Here is a 23046-nt window from a genome sequence, read left to right as displayed (position 1 = left end):
AAAGGAGGCACATAGGACTGTCCCACTGTGCATCTTATAATTCAAGAATAACTCCTTTACCGGCATATGGAGAATGCGAAGAATAAGAAACAGACAGAGTCGGAGAGGGCAGAAGCAGAGAGAGTGGAAGCAGAGGCTGAATTGGAGGAATAGACATGGCTGCTACAATTATTTATTTGGTAATTTCATTATTGATTTCACTTATTTTTATCATACTTGGAATTATGCAGTATAGGTCTGAAAAACCAGTATCAATAAATACAGGAGAGAAACCACTTCGTAAAGATGAACTGACAAATGTTACGGAATGGAACCATAGACATGGCAGAAATTTTATTATTTTGGGTTGTGTGCTATTTATTACACAAGCTGTTTTTGGATATTTTATTAAAAAGCTGGATGGCGTTGTGGTTCAGGTGGTTATTTATATGATAGTTCTATTTTCTGAAATCGCATGGGTTGAGTTTGAACATAATATGATGAAAAAGAAAATGATAAAAAAGCATTGAAATAACAACTTATAATTGACCGAGCTCTTTGAGCGAGGGATACTTCTTGTCCGAAGGGCAAGAAGGTGGAACTGAGAAGAATTAAAACAATCGGAAGTTATAAAGGAGAAACACTATGGGATTATTTGGTAAAAGCAAAAAAGAGCGAGAAAAAGAGTATATGAACAGATTAGATGTTCCATTATGTTTAAAAGAAGACTTTGAATTGATTATTGATGATGTATTTACAATTATGGGGGTTGGAACAGTTGCCACAGGAAACATATCAACAGGAATGTGTAGAGAAGGAGAAAATGCGTGTGTTTATAAAACAAATGGAGGTGTATTAGAGACTATAATTACTACCATCGATATACATACAAAAGAACGAAAATCAAATGGTTGTGGATATAAAACAGAGCATGTTGGACTTGGGTTAAGAGGAGTTTCTAAGGAACAATTAGAAAAAGGAGATAGAGTGATTGTAAAGAATGCCAATATGTATGGAATGTAATTACAAATTCCAGTTTGATGGAGAAAAAATCATTCATGCCCTATGTTATATAGTTTTTGTATGTTTTCAGGAAGACTCCTTTATATAGTTCGTTTTGCCTTCCTGATAATGTTCTTACACATAGGCGTGTAAGGAATGTTATTCCTTGATTTTTTTCATACGCCAAATCCATGAAGTCGATGAAGATAATCTTGATGTCAGGAGTGCCATTCAGTTCAATGATTCTATCAATATATTTTGCTCTCGTGATTGTTTTTATATAGGCACCCACTTTCAAAAACACAAATTTTTTTATTTTTTGAAAGTGGAAACTATGTAAAGGCAACCCGAAGGCTGCCCGGACATCAAAGCCTATAGAAACGCTCAGAGGCTGTTTTACAGTGGGGAAAAAGAAAAAATATCAAAAAATTGATGATTAATGGTGAGCTTGTGATAGAATGAAAAAAGAGAAAAGCAGAAAGGATGTAGTTGTGGAGAATATTTGTTATGATTAGAAAGTTGCTGAACGGAGATATCGGTAGAGTTGCTGACATATGGTTAAAGACAAATCTGAAAACGCATTATTTTATTTCCAATCAATACTGGAAAAGTAATTATGAATTAGTGAAAGAAATGATGTCACAATCCGAAGTCTATGTGTTTGAAATGGATAAGATGATACAAGGATTTGTAGGACTAAATAATGAATATATTGAAGGTATTTTTGTTTCTGAAGAAATGCAGTCATGTGGCATAGGTAAGCTTTTATTGAATTATATTAAGGATAAAAAAGATAGATTACAATTAAATGTATACCGGAAGAATGCCAGAGCAATTTCTTTTTACCAAAGAGAAGGGTTCATTATTCAATGTAAAGGTTTGGATGAAGCTACTGGTGAAAAAGAATACACCATGCTATGGAAACAAAAATAGAAATCAGAATTTGACGGAGTGACAATATATGAAGTATTTATATTTGCATGGACTAGGGCAAAAACCAGACAGTTGGAATAGAGTAATAAAAGAAACGAAAGTATCGAAAAGCAGTTGCAGTTTGAGTTTATCAGAGCTGTTAGAAAGGAAATCTGCTACATATAAGGAATTATATTCAGCATTCTCATCAGAATGCGACAAGGAGAAAGAAGAAATTGTCTTATGTGGGCTTTCTCTAGGAGCTGTTCTGGCACTTAATTATGCGATAGACCACCCAGATAAAGTAAAGGCACTCGTATTAATTGCAGCACAATATAAAATGCCCCGAAAATTATTGAAAGTTCAGAATATATTGTTTCATCTTATGCCGAATTCGGCATTCAATAAAATGGGCTTCAAAAAAGCAGATGTTATTAAACTATGTGGTACGATGGCTGAATTAGATTTCAGTGACTCACTGCATAAGGTGTCTTGTCCGGTATTAATCGTTTGTGGAGAGAAGGACAATGCAAACAAAAAAACGTCAAAAGAACTTTGCCATTATCTGAACAATTCCTACTTCCATGAACTTATGAAAACAGGTCATGAAGCAAACATAGAAGTCCCGGAAGAGTTGGCGATTGTGTTGCAAAGATTTTATGATAGTATCAGTTAACTTCCTGCTTGTGAGGATTGCACCATTTGCATTATATGTAAATAATCTGGAAGAAGCAAGAAATTTTTTTGTGAAATATTTTGATGCAAAATCAAACGATGGATATCATAATTTTCAGACGGATTTCCGCTCTTATTTTCTTTCATTTGATGATGATACATGCATAGAGATTATGAATAAACCAGAAATGTCGGATTGTCCCAAAGAGCTTACTCGTACCGGATATGCGCACATTGCTTTTAGCGTAGGCAGCAAAGAAAAGGTTGATGCTTTGACTGCAGAGTTAAGGGCGGATGGTTATAAAGTTGTCAGCGGTCCAAGAAAGACTGGAGATGGTTATTATGAAAGTTGTATTGTTGCATTCGAAGATAACCAAATTGAAATTACAGTCTGAAAAATAGGAGGCACAAATCGGAAATGGACGAGGTTTGGAGAGATAATCAAAAAGCAGGCAATGCAGGAAGAGAGGAAAAACCTTGATTCCTGCATTTTTTATACGCACTAAACCAGGAGTAGAGTGCAAAAATATCGAAATTCATATAGAATAAAGGTATCAAAATATCAGGGAGGAGAAGAAGTCCGGCAAACGGACGAGGAGGGGTATGGATAAAGAAAAAACAGGCGAATATATCAGAAACCTTCGGAAAAAGAAAGGCTGGACACAAATGCAGCTTGCAGAACAGCTTCATATTTCAGACAAAGCAGTTTCGAAATGGGAGCGCGGAATCTCATTTCCGGATATTGAATTAATGGAGGAGCTGGCACAGGTATTTCAGGTGGATGTTGCTGATATTATCCGGGGAGAAGAGGCTGGCAGGGCAGAGCATACGGTAAATGAGCTGGTAAAAGATACTATAGATATTGCAAAGAGGGAGAAAAAAAGACAGATACGAAAGTACCGGTGGGTGTTGTGTATTCTGTTTGTGCTATTTGGAGTTTTAATCGGATACAGTGTAGAGAACATTCAGAAAAATTATATTTTAGAATATCATTTATGTATGAATGCAGTGGTTGAATCGAAGGGAGAAGTGATTTATGTAAGAGAGACAGATGCAAATGGAAAAAATCCCGGAAAGGTATATCGTCTGGCACAGGATGATGCAATCCCGGTAACATTACCGGATGGAAGTGCCGGAAGTTTTAAAGATATTAAAGAAGGACAACATATTCAAATCTGGTATTTGGGACACCGGGTATTATGGAGAAATGCATGGATACCGGGCGTAGAGGAAGTAGAGATTACAAAGGAGGTTAAAAAAGATGTATAGAATAAAAAAGTAATTTGTTGTGTGATAGTATTGGCAATATTGGGGAGTATGCCAGTAAATGCAAAAGAAGTATTACAGAATGAAAATGAGGCATGGGATATAGAAAAAGGAAACGCAAGAACTATATTAATAATTACAAAAGATGTTTGGAGTCCTTCTGATAGAGTGTGTGTACGGGCAACATTACAGATTCAAGATTCATATGGCTAGATAGTGGGAATATCAAATGTAGAAATATGCGGCTCGTTAGCAACAGGAGTATCAAATATGAAAGCAAATACCTTCAAATGAGGTTGTTATACTACCATCATTACTTAATTACGGTTGCAAAAAAATAAGCTAAAAAGAAATATCCACTTGTAAGGACAATCTTATAAGTGGATATATTTTTACTGATATTTTTCAAAGTAAAGGTAACGATTTGTTACTTTAGATATGAAAAATTACCGTAGAAAATAATTTAATGCTTTTTTGATAGATTTTTCCAATAAAGTATGCTATTTTAGTTCTATATATGGATAAACAAATGTGATAAAAGATCCATAATTTACAAAGGAAGGGAAAACTATCATGGAAAAGATCAAAAAGCGTATAGCTAACTTAAAGGTTGCAGGAAAATTAAAAGTATATCGAATGACAGTGCTTGTTATGACATTATTTTTAGTGTTGGTGGCACTGTTCTCGACATTAGTGATCCGTTCAAATATAGAGAAGATTACGGAGGTCTGGTCTCCGTCATTGGAATATCTGCAGGATTTAGAGACAATGACTGCGAAATACAGAATCAAACAGTATCAGCATCTGGTAGAATCAGATGATGCAGTCATGAACTCCTGCGAAGAAGAAATCCAGAAGCTGGAGAGTCAGATCCAGGATACCAGTGTGAATCTGGATGCAATCATGTCCGCAGACAGTGATGCTCAAAAAGGACAGGATGATTACAAAGCAGCAAGCGCTGCATGGGAAACATACAGAGATGCTTCAGATGAAATCCTGAAGTTGAGCCGTGAGGGTAAACAGCAGGAAGCATCGAAACTGATGACCGGAGAGGTGTATGAAGACTATAAGTCATTTGCTGAGAAATTAACTAAATTAAGTGATGCGTTCCAGGCAGAATTAGACCGGGCAAAGACCATGGCCAATGTATGCACCATCATCATATTTGTCGTGATCGTGGCAGCAGGTCTTGCGATTGCTGTAGTGACGACACTGATCGGAAAGATCATTACCAATTCCATTACCGAGCCGGTAGAACAGATAGAGGCAGCAGTTGCCAGCCTGCGTAAGGGCGAACTGTCTAATGTAGAAATGCTTACCTATGAGTCTGAGGATGAGCTTGGCGATACCATCAGAAATCTGAAAGAAGCCATGGGTATTCTGGCAGATTATGTCAGCGAGATCTCTGTGGAGGTAAAGGCAATAGCGCAGGGTGACCTGACCAGAAATGGTGATGATATTACAGATTTCCTAGGAGATTTCTCGGAATTGAAGGCATCACTGCTGTATATTCTGAAACGGTTTAACAGTACCCTGACTGAGATCAGCAATCTGGCAGAACAGGTATCATCGAATTCATCCGAGGTGGAAAATGCATCAAAATCCCTGGCGGACGGTGCAACAGAGCAGGCAGGAGTCATCGAGGAATTGAATGCCACCATTGATACGGTCGTGGATCTGGCGGCAAATACGGCGAAGGAAACACAGAGTGCATCTGCACGTGTAAAAGCCTCTGCAAATAAAGCGAATGAAGAAAAAGAAAAAATGAACGATCTGCTGAAGGAAATGGAGCACATTACAGAAATCTCCAAGGAGATCGGTAATATTATCACAGATATCGAGGATATTGCATCCCAGACCAATCTGTTATCCCTGAATGCTTCCATTGAAGCTGCCAGAGCAGGAGAAGCAGGAAGAGGATTTGCAGTAGTGGCAGATCAGATCGGCAAGCTGGCAGCAGACAGTGCAAAATCTGCTGTAAATACAAGAGATCTGATCGATAAGACCTTAGTGGAAATCGAAAAGGGCAATATGATTACAAGAACAACAGCAGAATCATTCAATCAAATCATTGCAGATATGGAGTCCTTTGCAGAGCTTGCAGAGAACACCATGGAGAAAGCCAACTCCCAGGCAGAGTCCTTGGAGCAGATTGGCCAGGGAATTGAACAGCTGTCCGGCGTAGTACAGGGCAATGCTGCATCCTCCGAAGAGAATACTGCGATTAGTATTAATCTGGCAGAGGGAGCATCCAAGATGCATGACCGTGTGAATATCTTTAAGCTATTCTAGAAAATGGCAGGAATAGAGTGAAGTTGTCGGAAGGAAGGTTCTTGTTGTGATTAATGATATATTTAGAGTGTTTGGAGAGCAGACAGCAGAAATCTTATTTGAGATCATTACAGGATGTATGGATGATTACCTGTATATATTTGATTTGCAGAATAATACCTTTGAGATTTCACAGTCAGCTGTGAAACGGTTTAATATGTCGAAAAATGTTCTGACAGATGCTGCAAATGAAGTTATGAAGGTAGTATATGAGGAAGACCGCAGGATGCTTGCAAAGCATCTTGCGGATATATGCGAAGGAAGAGAAAATGTACATAATCTTCATTACAGGTGGCTTGATAAAGACGGTATGCCGGTCTGGATTAACTGCCGTGGTATCGTGATCATTGATCAGCAGGGAAAGGCAGAGTATCTGGTCGGGTGTCTGAATGAGACCGGCAACAGGAGAAGAGCCGATAATGTCACAGGACTGCTTGGCGGGCCGGAATTCCTTGCTTACCTGCGTGCACAAAAGGAACCCATTTCCAAGGGTTTTCTTATGCATATAGGAATTGATGATTTCGGAGCAATCAATAGTTCCAGAGGAGCGGATTATGGTAACTATATTTTAAAAAGTGTTGCCGACTGCATGGAGAGCTGTCTTTCTGATAATCAAAGGCTTTACCATCTGGTTGCGGATCAGTATGTAATCGTGGATCTGGAAGCTTCCTCTGCAGAAGACGCTGTGGCACTGAAAGAAAAGATTACAGATAAACTTCGTAATTTCATAGTAGCCGAAAATTATGAAGCTATATTTTCTATTTCGATTGGTGTTATAGATGCAGCAACATTTTGTGAGGGAACCGAAGAATGCCGTAAAAAGTTTGAATTTGCCTTGAAACAGGCAAAAAGCATGGGTAAAAATGGATTCTATATTTTTGACCAGGATGACTATGAGGTCTTTTTACGAAAAGGAAGAATCATAGCAACACTTCGTAATGCTATTGTGAACCATTATGATGGCTTTGAAGTATACTACCAGCCGATCGTGGACTGTCAGTCCGAACAGATCATTGGAGCAGAGGCACTGATGCGTTTTTCCATGATAACGGAAGAAGGGCGGGAGTTTGTTTCACCAATGGAGTTTATCCCATTATTGGAAGAGACCGGATTGATCATTCCCGCTGGAAGATATATTTTGAACGAAGCTGCAGCAATGTGCTGTGAAATGCAGAAATATATTCCTGACTTCCGGATGAATGTAAATGTATCCTATGTTCAGATTCTGCAAGGCAATGTGGAGCGGGATATTCTGGATGCAATTCAAAAATATTCATTACAGCCGGAATGCTTATGTGTTGAAATGACAGAAAGCGGATTTATGGATATGACACCTTCGTTCTGTAAATTTCGTAAAACTCTGGACAAGAACGGAATTCCCTTTGTGGTCGATGATTTTGGAACAGGATATTCGAATCTTCATTGTATCCGTGATATGAATCCAAGTTACGTGAAAATGGATAGGGATTTTACTGCCAAGGCGATGAACAGTGACAGGGATTATGAATTATATAAAAATATCATCCCAATGGTACATAGTATTAACGTCAGGATATGCGCAGAAGGCATCGAGGAAAAAGAATGGCTTCTGAAAATGAAAGAAATGAAGGTTGATTATCTGCAGGGATATTATTTTGGAAGACCATGTGGAAAGAAACAGTTTCTACAGCAATATGTCAGTGGCATCAATGTTAAATAAAGAGAGTAAGGTAGCCTCAGATATGTGGGGCTGCCTTATTTTATGGTCTTATCAGAAGGATGAGTTCCTAACGGCTTGTCTGAGTCTCTCCAGGTCATCTGCATCAGGGTGAGACAATGCACAGTCAAAATTCTGGATCAATACATCAAGATTTGCCGGATGATCGGGAGCATCCTTCATTTTTAAGTAGCGTTCCCGGACAGACTGTGGCATTCTGCCCTGACACATATACTCTCCGACGATAACATTACTTGCATCAACGAACTGCTTAACCTGATTCAGGATTTTCCGGAAATAGATATCACTGCCACCAAAGCCTGCAGTTCCAAACAGAAAAATCTGTTTATTCTTTAACTGTGATAATAGCTGTAATGTCTTGGTATCTGCATTCCCCTTGTCTGTCCAAAATCCGATATAGAGCAGTTCGGAAGAAGGGATCACTGTGTCGGACACACCGAAATACTCACATTCATCCTGAGGTAATGCCTCGTGGATCGCATCAGCCAGCACCTTGGTATTACCTGTTAAGCTGCTATAAACGATGGAATATTTTTTATTCTTCATATCATGTTGTCTCCTTTCATAGGATCATGAAATTATCATATCGCATTCCTATTTTAGTTCGGAAAGCATGATTTGTCCAATGAATTTTCCATAAACATTTTACAGAGCGAAATGGATAGTTGCTTTTCCTGCCGCTTGTGATAAACTTGTTCATAAGTGGGGGAAAAATCATGGACAGAACCCCGATAAGGGAAATGGTCACGGAGGAAAGCATTACTTATACCGGAACCTTTTACCGGGTGCTGGCAGACGGAACCAAAGAGGAAATCCCGGTTCCGGGCAAATGTGATGTGCCTGCCGGAGAGCCTCTGGTTATCCGGTCAGTGCTCCCACAGGATTATCATGAAAATACAATCGCCATCAGGTCCTCTCTGGAGAATGTGCGCATTTACATCGGTGGGGAACTGAGGGCGTTGTATGATACGGAGAATACCAGACCTTTTGGGAAAAATTCTGCCAGTGGGTATGTGTTCTGCGAGACATCCGGCGAGGATGCGGGGCAGGAAGTGCGGATTGAACTGCAGTCCTTTACCGACAAGTATTCCGGTGTCGTCAACACGGTATATTGTGGGGACAAATCAGATATCTGGGCATATATACTCCACTGCTATTTTATGGTAACTCTGATCGCCTGCACCATGCTGTTTGCCGGGCTGGTCGTGCTGATCATCAGTCTGGTGCTTGATATTATATATAAGACGAGATTTGATCTGGAGTACCTGGGATGGTGCATGATTCTGGGAGCAGTGTGGATGCTGGGAGAATCGAAGCTGCGCCAGCTGTTCGTTTCCAATGCTTCTATTCTGTCGAATATGTGCTTCTTCGTTGTGATGCTCTGCCCGGTTCCGCTCATGTTCTATATTGACAGTGTGCAGCAGGGAAGGTACCGGAAGGCCTATCATGTGGCAGAGTGTATCACCTGTGTGAACTTTGTACTATGCACGTCCTTACAGCTACTGAATATCGCAGATTTTATCTCGACAATGTTCTTGTCCCACCTAGTGATTGCAGGAACGTTCCTGACAATATTTATCACCATTTGCCGGGATCTCATCAAGGGAACGGCGAAACATTACAAGCTTCCGCTGATCGGACTGGTAGTTGCCATGATTGCAGTCATGCTGGAGGTGACAGAGGTGTATCGAGTGGTGTCAATGTCAGGAATTTTTATCGCAACCGGACTGGTGGTCCTGCTGGTCGTTACGCTGATCCAGACAATGGACCGCATCCGCGAGCTGGAGCTGGCCAGGCAGAGAGAGGCCAGGGAAAGCCTGGATTATCTGACGGGTCTTCCTATGCGTCATAAGGGTGAAAAGCTGATCCTTGAGAAAATGCAGGAGCATGATGGCTGTCTGGGATTTGTCGATATGGATAATCTTAAGAAGATCAACGATGTCTATGGACATAAGGCGGGGGATTGTGCTCTCAGGCTGGTAGGAGCAATGCTCACAGAGTGCATGGAGAACGCAGTGGTCTGCCGGCTGGGAGGAGATGAATTCCTGTTCTATCTGCCGGAGGCATCAGAAGAAGAGATGAACATGCGGATGAGAAAGCTGTTTGAAAGCTTTGGTGCGGCAAAAAATCTCACGGTAGAGACTTCACCGGCATCCCTGTCCTGCGGTCTGTGCATGTGCAGACAGGGAGGAAACTTTGAAGAATATTATATGAGAGCGGACAAGGCATTGTATTATGTCAAACAGAATGGTAAGAACAGTTACCGGTTTTATGAGAAGCTTGAGGAACAGCAGACGGATGCATAGGCCAGAAAAAATGACCTGGAGGCAATCACCGGAGCATCATCCTTGCGTGAAGCCATCAAACGATTCTGGACCTTCCGTGTTCCATGGGGATGGACATACATGTGGTGAGCATGGATGTGGAAACCATAGCTGTCATTAAGAAGAATAAAAAATACAACACGAAAGGATGTGTCAAGGTAATGCAAGAATTATCGTGATACATCCTTTTGTATTTGGATTGATTATTTTTCTTTCCCTGCTTGTCGGAAGTAATGGATGGAATGTATAATATTGTTAATGATCCAGAGATATTTATTTTGGAAACAGATTAATCAATTTGGAGGAATAAAATATGTTAGAAGTAGGAAAAAAAGCACCGGACTTTGAATTGCCGGATCAGAATGGAAAAATGCATAAATTAAGCGATTATGCAGGAAAAAAAGTGATCCTATATTTTTATCCAAAGGATAATACACCAGGATGTACGAAGCAGGCATGTGGCTTTTCTGAGCGTTATCCACAGTTTACTGAGAAGGGAGCTGTTATTCTCGGAGTAAGCAAGGACTCTGTAGCGTCTCACAAGAGATTTGAAGAAAAATACGGACTGGCATTTACGCTATTAGCAGATCCGGAGCGTAAAGTTATTGAAGCATATGATGTCTGGAAAGAAAAGAAAAATTATGGAAAAGTATCTATGGGTGTAGTAAGAACTACATATCTTATTGATGAGCAGGGAATCATTATAAAGGCAAATGATAAAGTCAAGGCGGCAGATGATCCTGAAAATATGCTTAAGGAATTGGCATAATGAAGATTATTTTATCACCTGCAAAAAAGATGATTGTAGATACCGATAACTTAGCACCGGTTGAACTGCCTGTCTATATTGATAAGACAGCAGAAGTATTAAACTGGATGAAAAGCAAATCAAAAGAAGAACTGAAAGCTATCTGGAAATGTAATGACAAGATTGCAGAGCAGAACTTTAACAGATTGGAAAATATGGATCTTTATAACAGGCTTACTCCGGCTGTTTTAGCATATGAAGGGATTGCATTTCAATATATGGCACCGTCTGTGTTTGAAATCCAGCAGTTTGAGTATTTGCAAAATCATTTAAGAATCTTGTCTGCGTTTTATGGCATTTTAAAACCAATGGATGGTGTGACTCCTTATCGTCTTGAAATGCAGGCAAAGGTTGGAATTGGAGATGCAAAAAATCTGTATGAGTACTGGGGAGAATTGTTATACCGTGCAGTAATCGATGACAGTAGGATTATCATTAATCTTGCATCAAAAGAATACTCAAAATGTATAGAAAAGTATCTGACACCACAGGACAGATATATTACGATTGTATTTTGTGAGTTATCCGGAGATAAATTGGTAACAAAAGGTACCTATGCCAAGATGGCTCGTGGTGAAATGGTCAGATTCATAGCGGAAAATAATATTGAAAATCCGATGGAGATTCAGAAATTTGACAGACTCGGATATTCGTTTAGGTCTGATTTATCTTCAGATTCAGAATATGTATTTGAACGCAAAATAAAATAGTTATTCAGGTAAAAGATGCTCAGTTTGGCATCTTTTATAATAATGAGAATTATTACTATTTTTTTTGTTGACAACAGGATAATAGTGACATATAATCCTTATTAAGAAGTAATCCTAATAAGGAGGACAAATGACAAGTAGGAGAAATACCATTCAAAAAGATCTTGTAAGAAATGCCGTATACGAAATGAGAAGACACGTTACGGCAAATGAAGTGTATGAATTTATAAAAGAAGCATATCCAACAATTGGAAAAGGAACTGTATATAGAAATCTTGATATATTGGTAGAGGAAGGTGCATTAAGAAAGGTTGAAGTTCCGGATGGACCGAACCGATTTGATTTTACATTGAAAAATCATTACCATGTAAGATGTATAAAGTGCGGTGAAATTTTTGATGTGGATATGGATCAAATACCGGATTTGCTGGAAAGAATTCATAACACTCATGGAATTGAATTTGTGGATTATGATATTTCATTTAAAGGCATTTGCCAAAAATGCAGGGAGAAAAAGTTGTAAAGAAAATGGAGGTAAAAGAGATGGCAGCAAACAAATATGCAGGAACACAGACAGAGAAGAATTTGCAGGAGGCATTTGCAGGGGAATCACAGGCAAGAAATAAGTATACCTATTTTGCTTCTGTAGCGAAAAAGGAAGGTTACGAGCAGATGTCAGCATTGTTTTTAAAGACTGCAGATAATGAGAAAGAACATGCAAAGATGTGGTTCAAGGAATTAGCAGGAATTGGTGACACAAAGGAAAACCTGGCGGCAGCGGCAGAAGGCGAAAATTATGAGTGGACAGATATGTATGAAGGCTTTGCTAAAACAGCTGAGGAAGAAGGATTCCCTGAGCTTGCAGCAAAATTCAGGGCAGTAGGTGAGATTGAGAAGCACCATGAGGAAAGATATCGTGCACTTCTTAAGAATATTGAAACTGCACAGGTATTTGAAAAGAGCGAAGTTAAGGTATGGGAATGCCGTAACTGCGGACATATTGTGGTAGGAACTAAGGCGCCTGAAGTATGTCCGGTATGTAATCATCCACAGAGCTATTTTGAAGTACATGAAGAGAATTATTAAGGAGATGAGATTATTACGAAGAAGAAAGTGATTAATTCAAAAAAAGCAGTAATGATAGGCTGTGGCTTTGTTGGTTCTGCATCGGTATTTGCTCTGATGCAGAGTGGCTTGTTTACAGAGATTGTCCTTATCGATGCAGATAAGAACAAGGCAGAAGGAGAAGCGATGGATATCAGTCATGGTATTCCATTTGCGAGTCCGATGAAAATATATGCCGGAGATTATGATGATGTGGCTGATGCTGCAATTGTTGTCATATCTGCCGGAGCGGGACAGAAACCGGGAGAGACAAGGCTTGATCTCGTAAATAAAAATGTAGCAATATTTAAGTCAATCATTCCTGAAATAGCAAAGAGAAATTTTGCAGGTATCATGCTTGTAGTTGCGAATCCGGTAGATATCCTGACTCAGGTAGCCATAAAGTTATCAGGACTTCCAGAAAACAGGGTTATTGGATCGGGTACTGTGTTAGATAGTGCTAGATTAAGATATAAGCTTGGTGAGCATTTATCTGTGGACAGCAGGAGTGTTCATGCATTTATAGTAGGTGAGCATGGAGACAGCGAAGTTGTAGCATGGTCATCAGCCAATGTATCTGGTGTTCCATTAAGTGAAATGTGTGAAATGCGTGGACATTACAAGCACAAGGAAAACACGGCAGAAATAGCTACAGCAGTCAAAAACAGTGCTTATGAGATTATAAACAAAAAGCACGCTACATATTATGGAATTGCAATGTCTGTAAAAAGAATCTGCGAAGTGATTATGAGAGATGAAAAATCAATACTTCCTGTATCACACATGATGCATGGAGTATATGATATTGACGGAGTATCGTTAAGTATGCCAGCTATTGTAGGTGCAGATGGTATTGAGTCTGATATACCTATTAATTTAAGTGGAGAGGAAGCGTTAAAGCTTAAGGAATCTGCAGATTCATTGAAAAAGATTATGGAGACAATTGAATTATAAATTTTACACATGGAAGGAGAAAAAGGCATGGAAGTAAGATATTATATTTGTAAGCATTGTGGAAACATTGTTGAAAAGGTAAAGGATAAGGGTGTACCTGTAATTTGTTGCGGAGAACCTATGCAGGAATTAAAAGCCGGAGTGACAGATGCCGCTGTCGAGAAGCATGTACCTGTATATACGATAGAAGGCAGTCATATTCATGTCGTGGTCGGAGAGACAAAACATCCAATGCTTGAAGAGCATTTTATTGAGTGGATTACATTAAATACAAACCAGGGAATATACAGAAAACAGTTAAATCCAGGGCAGGAGCCGGTAGCAGATTTTTATCTTTGCGATGGTGAACAGGTAGAAGAAGTATATGCATATTGTAACCTGCATGGATTATGGAAATGCTAAAAACATAAATGTATTATGATAGGATTATACCAATGAAAGAAGAACTAAGTATAGATATCATCGGACTTGCAGGAGCCTGTTCTTATGCTTTGGACTGTATAGAAGCAGAGTTGGTGAATATCAAAAACAAACATGGAAAAAGAGTGGCTTATATAAGTATATGCATGGCTGAATATTGGAAAATTCAAGGTGATGAATTACAAGATTTAGCCATGTGTGCTTTACTGCATGATAATGCTTTGACACAATATATTTCGGAAGAACTGAAAAAGGATTCCGTTATTAATTGTAAAAAAGATTTATCCGAGAAAAAAACAAATCTTCATTGTATTTATGGAGAAAAAAATATTACTAAAATTCCATTTAAAACAGATGTGTCAAATGTGATTTTGTATCATCATGAACATGCCGATGGAACAGGTCCTTTTCAAAAAAAGTGGAATGAAATTCCGTTGTTTGCAAGGATTATTCATCTTGCAGATACCATTGATATTATAGGAAATAACACGGGAACTGGAAATAACAGTTGGAATTTTATATGTCAGTACCTTTTAAAAAATAGGGATGGATTATTCGATTCAGAATGTGTGAATGCCTTTTTTCATGCATTCACACATTCTGAATCATTTATATGTTTAAGTGATAATTCTTTTGAAATGAAGCTATGGGAGATTATCCCAAGACAAAAACGGGTTTTTGATTGGAAAACGTGTAAAAATGTTGCAGATTTTTTTGCAAAGATTGTAGATTATAAATCTTCTTTTACAAGCAGACATTCTATAGGAGTGGCTGAAAAAGCAGCTTTTTTTGCTCAATATATCGGATATGATTCTATTAATGTGCAAAAAATTTATCTGGCTGGTGCACTGCATGATATTGGGAAGATGGCAGTAGGCAATGAAATTTTGGAAAAACCGGATAAGCTTACGGAAGATGAATTTTCAAAAATGAAGAATCATGCTGGCTATACATACCTTATATTATCAGAGGTTAATGATTTTGAAGAAATACGAGACTGGGCAGCTTTCCATCATGAAAAATTAAATGGAAAAGGGTATCCTTTTGGAAAAACCGCAGCTGAATTAAATGAGCCGGAACGTATTATGGCATGTATTGATATTTATCAGGCATTAACCGAGGACAGACCATATAAGAAAGGTTTATCGCACGAAAAAACGTGTGAGATGCTCGATGACATGGCGAAGAAAGGTTTTGTTGATTCTGATATTTCCAGGAAAATTAGGAAATGTTTTGGTGGAATCTATTAATTATAAGAAGATATTTACACAGAAAGTTCAACATCAGGAATTTATACATAAACTTGATGAATTTATGGAACATCACAATGATGAGGTAGAAGATCAAGATGAACAGATTATGGGAATTTTAAAATATCTCACAGAGTGGTTAGTTAATCACATTCTGTATGTCGATGGTCAAATTCCAAAAGGCTGATATAGTAAGAAAGGTTGTTATTTTTTAGAGAGTAGCAGCCTTTTTTATTTTGAATATAAAATATGACACATACACTTGACAATATGCATACGTAGAAGAAACGCATCAAGTGCTTGCTAAGCGAAACTTTGTGCTGGCAGTAAGAGGAGGTATCTTTGGTGATAAACCAACTGCTTACTATGACTTTGGAGAGTAGAAAGCGACAAGATAGCTGTTTATTGGATGAAATAGGACATTTCTTCCCAAAAACAGTATGTTTATGGTATACTAGCTATTAGTAATGCGATTTCAACCGACATTACATATTATGGTGAGAAATTAATACAAAGGACTATTCTTTCACAGCTTATGATGCAGGTGCAGGGCAGTGATGCCCAGGTAAATGGTGAAGGTACCTATACGGACAGCAGAGACCATGGTAAACAGTTTTCAGTGGGCAGATTAGGTAACTTTGACAAGAGCGAGGAAACGAAAATGACGGAAAGTAAGATACTTCTGGTATTAGATAAAAAAGATTATGAGGATGGCATGCCAGTATTTGAAAGAAAGTGCGTCCGGGCAATCATAGAAAAGAATGGAAAAATTGCAGTCCAGCGCGGAAGGGCAGGGGACTGCAAAATATTAGGCGGCGGCATGGATGGTGAGGAAGATTTTGAAACGGCACTTTCCAGAGAAGTATTAGAAGAGGGCGGCTTGATATTATGCCCGGGAAGTATGCAGCTGTTGGGCGAGATAGAAGAAAAACGCCGTGATTTATTTGAAACAGATAAAATATATCACTGTCACACCTATTTCTTTGCCTGTGCAGTTAAGGAGAGAACAACAGAACCGCATATGACAGAAAGCGAGAAGGCAAAAGGCTATCATCTGGAATGGATGACACCGGAAGAGATTGTAAAAGCAAATGAGCCATTTTCGAAGGAACCGTGGATATATCGCGATACTGCATTTATTAAAATGTTGATGGAGGGAAATTTATGAACACAGGATATGAGGGAATCCTGCAATTTCGGGGAAAGTGGAGAGATTATCAGGAAAGAGTACTCTTACATGCACAGCAGTATTTGAAGGATGGAAAGATACATATTGTGGCAGCGCCGGGTTCCGGCAAGACTACACTTGGAATAGAACTGATTCGGAGGCTGGGAGCACCCTGCCTTATTTTTTCACCTAGCATTACCATCCGCCAGCAATGGCTGATGCGTATACAGGAGGGCTTCTTAACCGAAGAGGCAGATCCACAGGAAATATTATCCAATAATTTGAAACAGATGAAACAGATGACTGCAACGACTTATCAGGCATTGTACAGTGCCATGAAGCGGGAGCAGGGCACACTGGAAGAGGACAGCGGGGAAGCGGCAGAGGAAGATGCAGCAGCCAGTGAAGCGGTGGATGGAGTAGATGCGGCAGACAGTAAAGTGGCAGCCGGCGGAGTGACAGAAGAAGCAGATGGAGAGAAGGAAACGGAGCAGGTTGACTACCGGGATTTCGATATTTTTAAGGCAGTAAAGGAAGCCGGTATTACAACAATTTGTCTGGATGAGGCACATCACCTTCGTAGTGAGTGGTGGAAGGCACTGGAGACTTTCTTAGACAAGCTGCCGGATGTGAAAATCATTGCATTGACAGCAACACCGCCATATGACAGCACACCGGCACAGTGGAAGCGTTATATCGATATGTGCGGACCGATTGATGAAGAAATCTTTACGCCGGAACTGGTAAAAGAAGGAAGCCTCTGTCCGCATCAGGACTACGTTTATTTTAACTGGCCGACAAGAGAAGAGGAAGCATATGTCAGGGAACATCAGAAGCGGATGCAGATGCAGGTGCAGAAAATGATGGCAGATGAGACATTGCGAAGAATCGTATCTTCCCATCAGGGGCTTATGCATCCGGAAGAATACAGTGAGCGGTTCTTAGATAAACCGGAGTATTTTACAGCACTGCTGGTATACTGCCAGGCAAAAGGGATTCCATTTTCCGGTTATTTAAGGAAGCTCATCGGAACAAAGGGAAAGCTGCCGGGAATGGATGCACACTGGATGGAAGTGTTACTGCAGGGTGTTCTTTATGAGGACAGAGAGTCCTATACCATGATGGAAGCAGAGCGGGAAAGCCTGCTGCAGGAATTAAAAGAGGCAGGAGCCATCTACCGGAACAAGGTTGCACTGCGGGATAATGAAGCCATAAAAAAGGTACTTATGAAAAGCCAGGGAAAGATGGAGAGCATCCATACCATTGTGCAGGCTGAGTATGAGGCACTGGGAAATGATTTACGCCTTCTGGTTCTCTGCGATTATATTAAGAAAGACAAATTGCCGGAGATTGGAAGTAAAGATACACTGGTAACAGAGCTTGGTGCAGTGCCGATTTTTGAATATTTAAGGCGACAGAACATGACTGGAATCCGGCTGGGTGTACTGAGCGGAACAGTGATAATCGTTCCAATGGCAGTGGAAGCAAAACTGCCGGAATTGCTGGCACAGTATGGCTGCAGCGGAACGTTAAATCCACTGGGAGATACCGGATACGGACAGCTTATGATAAAAGGAAAGAGTACCCACACCGTAGCTGTTGTGACGGAGTTATTCCGCCAGGGAGAGATTCATACACTGATTGGAACCAAGTCATTGCTGGGAGAAGGCTGGGATGCACCGTGCATCAATTCCCTGATACTGGCAACTTATGTAGGGTCTTTTATGCTGAGTAACCAGATGCGTGGAAGAGCAATCCGTACCGACAGAGAGCAGCCGGATAAGACCGGAAACATCTGGCATCTTGCCTGCATTTTTCCAAAAGAGCGGGGACAGCAGAGTAATACCGATGCAGAGGGCGATTATGAAATGTTGGAACGCCGGTTTGAATCATTTTTAGGAGTATCCTGCAGGGAAGATGTAATCGAAAGCGGAATCGGTCGGCTGGACATTCCAAAGATAACATCAAAATATGAGGTAGATAAAGCAAACCGCATGATGCTTGAGCGTGCAAAGGACAGAAATGCATTGAGGCAGCGATGGAACCAGTCCTTGCAGGAAGTGCGAAATCAGATGGAAATAGAACAGATAGATGAAATTGCAGCAAAAGAAATAGAAACCGGATATATCTTTATTAATGCGGTCTGTATAGAAATCATACAGGTAATACTTGCAATGCTCTTAATGAGTGGAAGAATGATGGCACAGAAGCTTGGTAATCATCCGGCTTTCCTGTTACTTGGAATTGCGCTGTTAGCCGCATTTGCCGGAATTGTCTATCAGGGGATACGTCTGTTTAAATTCAGCACCCCGGCAAGACGGATGAAACAGCTTAGCGAAGCAATGCTAGATGCATTGAGGGAATGCGGGGAATTAGAGGATGGTGCCCATTGCAGGACAGAAGTAGAATCCTTTAACGGACTTGTGGTAGGTACCTGGCTTAAAGGTGGAACCACCAGAGATAAGACAACCTATTCTGCCTGCATGGAAGAATTGTGGGGTGTTATTGATAATCCAAGATATCTTCTTATCCGGGAAAAAATCTTTGGCACATCAAGAGAGTGTTACAGTGTCCCGGAAATATTCGGAAGACAAAAGGAACGTGCCCTGATTTTTGAAAAACATATGAAAAGGGCTCTTGGACCATACCATGTGGTATATACAAGAACCCCGGAAGGACGAAAACTATTATTAAAAGAGAGGACACGCTCCTTTGTAAATCAAAACCAGAGCCTTTTGCAGGGAAAGAAAATTGCAAAAGGATATTAAGAATAATAAGAATTTTCAATTTTTGGATATTTTTTATTTACTCCAAAGAAAAAGAGGAGCAGTCCTGCAACCAGTAGTCCTGCACCAACAAAGAACCACAGGAAGAAGAACGGAACGGTATCTGCTTTATACATAAACCAGTCAGGAGAGAAGGTTCCCCAGAGGTTAAAGAGGATATGGAAAAGCATGGAAGGATAAATGCTGCGGCTTTTCTCGCAGATAAATCCAAGAACAATTCCTACCACAAAAGCATAAACACCCTGAATCATATTCATATGGAACACACCAAAGAGCAGTGCCTGCAAGAGGTTAGCAACCCAGAAAGGCATTGCTCTTTTGGCATATTTCAAAGTCAGTCCACGGAAAATCAGTTCTTCACAGACAGGTCCAATCAGAACGGAATAGAGAACCAGAATCAGGGAAGGCTCATCCAGTCCCACCGATTCTACCAGGTTACTGTAATATTCCAGCCAGTGCGGGTTAATGGCTGCAGTAAAAGATACAATGTAATTGGTAATATACTGTAATCCTACTGCAGTAATAAGAATGCCGAAGATAACCGGAATATTAAATGGTTTCCGTACATTTTCCGGTTCTGTCTGCCGGAACTTTTTATAATACCAGTAGGCAAATACCACAAGGGCAACAGTACCGTAGGCTGCACTGACACCGGCATTAAAATTGGCGGTGGAAATAATATTTAAAAATGCATCCATACAGTCATCGATAGAAGTTGCCCCTTTGGTATAAAAACCACCCAGCAGGGCAAGCCCTACTGCCGGAATGGAGATAAGCTGCTGCAGGCCAAATGCCAGCAGAGCCGGAAGAAAACAGAACATAATTCTGCCAAATCGCTTCATGAAAAAACCTCCTCAAGTATCATCACTTTTCTTGGCACATTATAACAATTATGAAGCGAATATGCAAACTACTGAGGTACCGCCTGTTTAAAAATACATGGAAAAATGTATTTTTAAATGCAGACAAATACTCTCCGGGTACTTGTGAAATAGGCGGAATCATGCTATACTAGGCGTTATGTTGATATATTTTATGATGCTGTATGAAATATAAATTCACATAATTATAATCAGAGGAGGAATAAATATGAAGAACATGAAGAAATTTGCAGCACTTTTATTAACTGCAGCAATGACAGTAGCAATGGTAGGATGTGGCTCATCTGTAGCTGCAAACACAGTAAATTCCAAGGATGACCTTCCGGGAAAGAAAATCGGTGTTCAGCTTGGAACAACCGGAGATGCCGATGCAACAGCATACGAGGACGAAGGAAGCACCGTAGAGCGTTACAACAAAGGTTCTGATGCAATCCAGGCATTAAAGACCGGTAAGATCGACTGTGTAATCATCGACAAGCAGCCTGCAGAGGCATTTGTTGAGAAGAATGATGACTTGAAAATCTTAGATGATACCTTTGATGCAGAGGAATATGCAATCTGTATCGCAAAAGATAACACAGATTTAACAGACGAATTCAACAAAGCAATCGAAGAGTTAAAAGCCGACGGAACAATCGATACTATCATCAGCAACTATATTGGTGATGAAACAGGAGAGCATCCATATGAGACTCCGGAGGGAACAGAATATCCAAACGGAAAACTTACCATGGCAACCAATGCACAGTTTGAGCCATACGAATATTATGATGGTGACAACGTAGTTGGTATCGATGCAGACATCGCAAAAGCAATCTGTGACAAGCTTGGCTATGATTTAGAGATTGAAGATATGGAATTTGATGCAATCATCGCAGCAGTATCTTCCGGTAAAGCAGATTTTGGTGCAGCAGGAATGACTGTAACAGAAGACCGTCTTAAGAACATTGACTTTACAGATACTTATGCAACAGCAAGCCAGGTTATTGTAGTAAGAAATAAATAATCGGTATAGGAGGAAAGACCTTGAGCGATTTTTTAAGCAGCTTTCAACAGGATTTTATAGAGAAAGACAGATATCTTTATCTGTTACGTGGCCTTGGCAATACACTGCTTATTGCAGTGCTTGCAGTACTTCTGGGTATTGTGGTTGGATTTTTAGTCGCAATTATCCGTTCCACCCATGATAAACATGGTGGATTAAATGTTTTGAATTTTATATGTAAAGTGTATCTTACCATATGGCGTGGAACCCCTACGATGGTACAGCTTTTGATTATGTACTATATTATTCTGGTTGCACTCGATAATAAGATTGCAGTGGCTGTAATCGCTTTTGGTTTGAATTCGGCTGCCTATGTGGCAGAGATTGTACGTTCCGGAATCATGTCTGTAGACGAAGGACAGTTTGAAGCTGGACGAAGCCTCGGACTGAATTATTCGCAGACCATGCGTCTGATTATTCTGCCACAGGCATTTAAGAATGTACTTCCGGCACTGGCAAATGAGTTTATTACCTTACTGAAAGAGACTTCCATCAGTGGATATATTGCAATCCCGGATCTGACAAAGGGTGGCGATATCATCCGTAGCCAGACCTATGACCCGTTCTTACCATTGTTCGGTGTTGCAATTATCTACCTGATAATCGTTATGATTTTAACGGCTGGTGTACATAAACTGGAAACGAGGTTGAGAACAAATGAGCGATAAGAAGGTATTGATTGAAGTAAAGGATTTGTGTAAATCCTTTGGAAATGTAAATGTATTAAATGGTATCTCCACAGAAATCGCCCAGGGAGAGGTGGTTGCCATCATCGGACCATCCGGTTGTGGTAAATCCACATTCTTACGTTCCTTAAATCTTTTAGAGGAGCCGACTTCCGGTGTGATTACTTTTGAAGGAACAGATATCACGGATAAATCCGTAGACATCAACAAGATGCGTCAGAAGATTGGAATGGTATTCCAGCAGTTCAATCTGTTCCCGAATTATACCGTAAAAGGAAATATCATGCTGGCACCGGTTCAGACCGGACTTATGAATAAGGAAGAGGCATCTAAGCGTGCGGACGAGCTTTTGATGAGAGTTGGTCTTTCCGATAAAGCAGATACTTATCCGGCAATGCTTTCCGGTGGACAGAAACAGCGTATTGCAATTGCAAGAGCACTGGCAATGAATCCGGATGTCATGTTATTTGACGAGCCGACTTCCGCACTGGATCCGGAAATGGTAGGAGAAGTTCTTGAAATTATGAAAGAACTGGCACAGGACGGAATGACCATGGTAGTGGTAACGCACGAAATGGGATTTGCAAGAGAAGTGGCAAGCCGTGTCATGTTTATCAATGAAGGACAGATTCAGGAAGAGAATACACCGGCAGAATTCTTCGCCAATCCACAGAATCCGCGTCTTTGCGACTTCCTTTCCAAAGTATTGTAGGGAAAGAACAGATAAAACGGAAAAAATAGTTGATAAAAAGTTTTCATAAGCTATTGCAATCAGAAAAGAAATAGTCTATGATAAAACCGTTATATGACTGACGGATAAGTGGAAAAACCACATGAAGTATAACGAAAACGAGCCGACCGTCTGGGCGATGAACCTGGAGGACTGGCTCGTTTTCTTTTGTATGTTATTTTGAACACCAAAAGATATTGACAAAAAAATGACAGTCAGTATATACTAACTACAGTTAAACAAGACTAATTAGTAACCATTCAGTGTTCATACTGAATACATTTTTTAGGAGGATATC

23 protein-coding genes, 2 pseudogenes and 1 riboswitch are annotated in these 23046 nt (G+C 40.0%); of the genes and pseudogenes, 22 read left to right on the top strand and 3 right to left on the bottom strand.

The features are described from left to right. The first annotated feature begins 155 nt into the window (after positions 1-155). Positions 156-509: a hypothetical protein gene (locus tag DXB43_RS10920; RefSeq protein ID WP_117841711.1), complete on the top strand. Its 354-nt coding sequence runs from the start codon at positions 156-158 to the stop codon at positions 507-509. 115 nt (positions 510-624) lie between these two features. Then, positions 625-1002: a translation elongation factor Tu domain protein gene (locus DXB43_RS10915; protein WP_021748087.1), complete on the top strand. Its 378-nt coding sequence runs from the start codon at positions 625-627 to the stop codon at positions 1000-1002. 117 nt (positions 1003-1119) lie between these two features. On the opposite strand, the pseudogene DXB43_RS10910 reads toward DXB43_RS10915, so the two are convergent. Next, positions 1120-1297 (bottom strand): annotated as a pseudogene (locus tag DXB43_RS10910) (ATPase); the annotation flags it as partial. 191 nt (positions 1298-1488) lie between these two features. Between DXB43_RS10910 and DXB43_RS10905 the strand changes: the two are divergent. From DXB43_RS10905 to DXB43_RS10880, 6 genes are all read left to right on the top strand, one after another. Next, entirely contained in the window at positions 1489-1914 is a 426-nt protein-coding gene (locus DXB43_RS10905) for a GNAT family N-acetyltransferase (protein WP_117947565.1), read from the top strand. Positions 1915-1942: 28 nt separating this feature from the next. Further along, entirely contained in the window at positions 1943-2569 is a 627-nt protein-coding gene (locus tag DXB43_RS10900) for an alpha/beta fold hydrolase (protein WP_117947564.1), read from the top strand. Beyond that, a complete protein-coding gene (locus DXB43_RS10895) occupies positions 2553-2963 on the top strand; it encodes a VOC family protein (protein WP_330417879.1) in 411 nt (136 codons plus the stop codon). Before DXB43_RS10900 ends, DXB43_RS10895 begins: the two co-directional genes overlap by 17 nt. Before the next feature lie 208 nt (positions 2964-3171). Continuing rightward, positions 3172-3837, top strand: a complete 666-nt coding sequence (locus DXB43_RS10890) for a helix-turn-helix domain-containing protein (RefSeq protein WP_117947563.1) — start codon at positions 3172-3174, stop codon at positions 3835-3837. A gap of 570 nt (positions 3838-4407) precedes the next feature. Then, positions 4408-6126: a HAMP domain-containing methyl-accepting chemotaxis protein gene (locus DXB43_RS10885; RefSeq protein ID WP_117947562.1), complete on the top strand. Its 1719-nt coding sequence runs from the start codon at positions 4408-4410 to the stop codon at positions 6124-6126. Positions 6127-6172: 46 nt separating this feature from the next. Then, positions 6173-7864, top strand: a complete 1692-nt coding sequence (locus tag DXB43_RS10880; RefSeq protein ID WP_117947561.1) for an EAL domain-containing protein — start codon at positions 6173-6175, stop codon at positions 7862-7864. A gap of 51 nt (positions 7865-7915) precedes the next feature. Here DXB43_RS10880 and bilS read toward each other — a convergent pair whose 3' ends face one another. Continuing rightward, on the bottom strand, positions 7916-8428 hold the full coding sequence (gene bilS / locus DXB43_RS10875) for a flavodoxin family protein BilS (RefSeq protein ID WP_117841715.1): 513 nt from the start codon (positions 8426-8428) through the stop codon (positions 7916-7918). A 170-nt stretch (positions 8429-8598) separates the two neighbouring features. Here bilS and DXB43_RS10870 point away from each other — a divergent pair, with 170 nt between their 5' ends. The 11 genes and pseudogenes from DXB43_RS10870 (at position 8599) to DXB43_RS10815 (ending at position 19388) form a co-directional block, all read left to right on the top strand. Further along, positions 8599-10188, top strand: coding sequence for a GGDEF domain-containing protein (locus DXB43_RS10870; protein WP_117947560.1), 1590 nt, complete (start codon positions 8599-8601; stop codon positions 10186-10188). Positions 10189-10519: 331 nt separating this feature from the next. Beyond that, the gene (gene bcp / locus DXB43_RS10860) at positions 10520-10975 is read left to right on the top strand and encodes a thioredoxin-dependent thiol peroxidase (RefSeq protein WP_117947559.1); all 456 of its coding nucleotides are present in this window, start codon (positions 10520-10522) and stop codon (positions 10973-10975) included. Next, complete coding sequence (yaaA, locus tag DXB43_RS10855) at positions 10975-11724, top strand: peroxide stress protein YaaA (protein ID WP_117947558.1); 750 nt, start codon at positions 10975-10977, stop codon at positions 11722-11724. The genes bcp and yaaA overlap by 1 nt, the downstream gene beginning before the upstream one ends. Before the next feature lie 130 nt (positions 11725-11854). Then, complete coding sequence (locus DXB43_RS10850) at positions 11855-12247, top strand: Fur family transcriptional regulator (protein WP_117947557.1); 393 nt, start codon at positions 11855-11857, stop codon at positions 12245-12247. 20 nt (positions 12248-12267) lie between these two features. Beyond that, a complete protein-coding gene (gene rbr, locus DXB43_RS10845; protein ID WP_117947600.1) occupies positions 12268-12810 on the top strand; it encodes a rubrerythrin in 543 nt (180 codons plus the stop codon). Between the two features lie 27 nt (positions 12811-12837). Further along, on the top strand, positions 12838-13782 hold the full coding sequence (locus DXB43_RS10840; protein WP_117841718.1) for an L-lactate dehydrogenase: 945 nt from the start codon (positions 12838-12840) through the stop codon (positions 13780-13782). Between the two features lie 27 nt (positions 13783-13809). Further along, positions 13810-14184, top strand: a complete 375-nt coding sequence (locus DXB43_RS10835; protein ID WP_117947599.1) for a desulfoferrodoxin family protein — start codon at positions 13810-13812, stop codon at positions 14182-14184. An 8-nt stretch (positions 14185-14192) separates the two neighbouring features. Beyond that, positions 14193-15452 (top strand): HD domain-containing phosphohydrolase, encoded by a 1260-nt coding sequence (locus DXB43_RS10830; protein ID WP_199535045.1) that lies wholly within the window; start codon positions 14193-14195, stop codon positions 15450-15452. Then, a pseudogene (locus tag DXB43_RS10825) lies at positions 15439-15639 on the top strand (bacteriohemerythrin); the annotation flags it as partial. The gene DXB43_RS10830 and the pseudogene DXB43_RS10825, both read left to right, overlap by 14 nt. A gap of 348 nt (positions 15640-15987) precedes the next feature. Continuing rightward, positions 15988-16620, top strand: a complete 633-nt coding sequence (locus DXB43_RS10820) for an NUDIX domain-containing protein (RefSeq protein ID WP_242997852.1) — start codon at positions 15988-15990, stop codon at positions 16618-16620. Further along, positions 16617-19388, top strand: a complete 2772-nt coding sequence (locus DXB43_RS10815) for a DEAD/DEAH box helicase family protein (protein ID WP_117947555.1) — start codon at positions 16617-16619, stop codon at positions 19386-19388. The genes DXB43_RS10820 and DXB43_RS10815 overlap by 4 nt, the downstream gene beginning before the upstream one ends. Here the strand turns inward: DXB43_RS10815 and DXB43_RS10810 are convergent. After that, positions 19385-20248 (bottom strand): type II CAAX endopeptidase family protein, encoded by an 864-nt coding sequence (locus DXB43_RS10810; RefSeq protein ID WP_117947554.1) that lies wholly within the window; start codon positions 20246-20248, stop codon positions 19385-19387. The two genes, DXB43_RS10815 and DXB43_RS10810, sit on opposite strands and share 4 nt — an antisense overlap. A 247-nt stretch (positions 20249-20495) precedes the next feature. Here DXB43_RS10810 and DXB43_RS10805 point away from each other — a divergent pair, with 247 nt between their 5' ends. Genes DXB43_RS10805 through DXB43_RS10795 form a run of 3 tightly spaced genes read left to right on the top strand, consistent with a single transcriptional unit; the run spans position 20496 to position 22730 of the window. After that, entirely contained in the window at positions 20496-21293 is a 798-nt protein-coding gene (locus tag DXB43_RS10805) for a transporter substrate-binding domain-containing protein (protein WP_117841721.1), read from the top strand. Positions 21294-21313: 20 nt separating this feature from the next. Beyond that, positions 21314-22000, top strand: coding sequence for an amino acid ABC transporter permease (locus tag DXB43_RS10800; protein WP_022242707.1), 687 nt, complete (start codon positions 21314-21316; stop codon positions 21998-22000). Beyond that, positions 21990-22730, top strand: a complete 741-nt coding sequence (locus tag DXB43_RS10795) for an amino acid ABC transporter ATP-binding protein (protein ID WP_022242706.1) — start codon at positions 21990-21992, stop codon at positions 22728-22730. The genes DXB43_RS10800 and DXB43_RS10795 overlap by 11 nt, the downstream gene beginning before the upstream one ends. 83 nt (positions 22731-22813) lie before the next feature. Beyond that, positions 22814-22893, top strand: a riboswitch (ZMP/ZTP riboswitch). Positions 22894-23046 lie beyond the last annotated feature (153 nt).

The organism is Roseburia sp. OM04-10BH, assembly GCF_003462605.1.
Taxonomy (GTDB): Bacteria; Bacillota; Clostridia; order Lachnospirales; family Lachnospiraceae; genus Roseburia_C; species Roseburia_C amylophila.
Note: the sequence above shows the minus strand (reverse complement) of the source record. Positions and strands in the feature narration are given on the sequence as shown.

Bases quoted from the DNA above. Each gene is read 5' to 3' on its own strand.
- DXB43_RS10905 (WP_117947565.1), top strand. From the start codon at position 1,489: ATGATTAGAAAGTTGCTGAACGGAGATATCGGTAGAGTTGCTGACATA.
- yaaA (WP_117947558.1), top strand. From the start codon at position 10,975: ATGAAGATTATTTTATCACCTGCAAAAAAGATGATTGTAGATACCGAT.
- DXB43_RS10820 (WP_242997852.1), top strand. From the start codon at position 15,988: ATGATGCAGGTGCAGGGCAGTGATGCCCAGGTAAATGGTGAAGGTACC.
- DXB43_RS10915 (WP_021748087.1), top strand. From the start codon at position 625: ATGGGATTATTTGGTAAAAGCAAAAAAGAGCGAGAAAAAGAGTATATG.
- rbr (WP_117947600.1), top strand. From the start codon at position 12,268: ATGGCAGCAAACAAATATGCAGGAACACAGACAGAGAAGAATTTGCAG.
- DXB43_RS10870 (WP_117947560.1), top strand. From the start codon at position 8,599: ATGGACAGAACCCCGATAAGGGAAATGGTCACGGAGGAAAGCATTACT.
- DXB43_RS10805 (WP_117841721.1), top strand. From the start codon at position 20,496: ATGAAGAACATGAAGAAATTTGCAGCACTTTTATTAACTGCAGCAATG.
- DXB43_RS10895 (WP_330417879.1), top strand. From the start codon at position 2,553: ATGATAGTATCAGTTAACTTCCTGCTTGTGAGGATTGCACCATTTGCA.
- DXB43_RS10830 (WP_199535045.1), top strand. From the start codon at position 14,193: ATGTATTATGATAGGATTATACCAATGAAAGAAGAACTAAGTATAGAT.
- DXB43_RS10900 (WP_117947564.1), top strand. From the start codon at position 1,943: ATGAAGTATTTATATTTGCATGGACTAGGGCAAAAACCAGACAGTTGG.
- DXB43_RS10885 (WP_117947562.1), top strand. From the start codon at position 4,408: ATGGAAAAGATCAAAAAGCGTATAGCTAACTTAAAGGTTGCAGGAAAA.
- DXB43_RS10835 (WP_117947599.1), top strand. From the start codon at position 13,810: ATGGAAGTAAGATATTATATTTGTAAGCATTGTGGAAACATTGTTGAA.
- bilS (WP_117841715.1), bottom strand. From the start codon at position 8,428: ATGAAGAATAAAAAATATTCCATCGTTTATAGCAGCTTAACAGGTAAT.
- DXB43_RS10815 (WP_117947555.1), top strand. From the start codon at position 16,617: ATGAACACAGGATATGAGGGAATCCTGCAATTTCGGGGAAAGTGGAGA.
- DXB43_RS10890 (WP_117947563.1), top strand. From the start codon at position 3,172: ATGGATAAAGAAAAAACAGGCGAATATATCAGAAACCTTCGGAAAAAG.
- DXB43_RS10850 (WP_117947557.1), top strand. From the start codon at position 11,855: ATGACAAGTAGGAGAAATACCATTCAAAAAGATCTTGTAAGAAATGCC.
- bcp (WP_117947559.1), top strand. From the start codon at position 10,520: ATGTTAGAAGTAGGAAAAAAAGCACCGGACTTTGAATTGCCGGATCAG.
- DXB43_RS10920 (WP_117841711.1), top strand. From the start codon at position 156: ATGGCTGCTACAATTATTTATTTGGTAATTTCATTATTGATTTCACTT.
- DXB43_RS10810 (WP_117947554.1), bottom strand. From the start codon at position 20,248: ATGAAGCGATTTGGCAGAATTATGTTCTGTTTTCTTCCGGCTCTGCTG.
- DXB43_RS10795 (WP_022242706.1), top strand. From the start codon at position 21,990: ATGAGCGATAAGAAGGTATTGATTGAAGTAAAGGATTTGTGTAAATCC.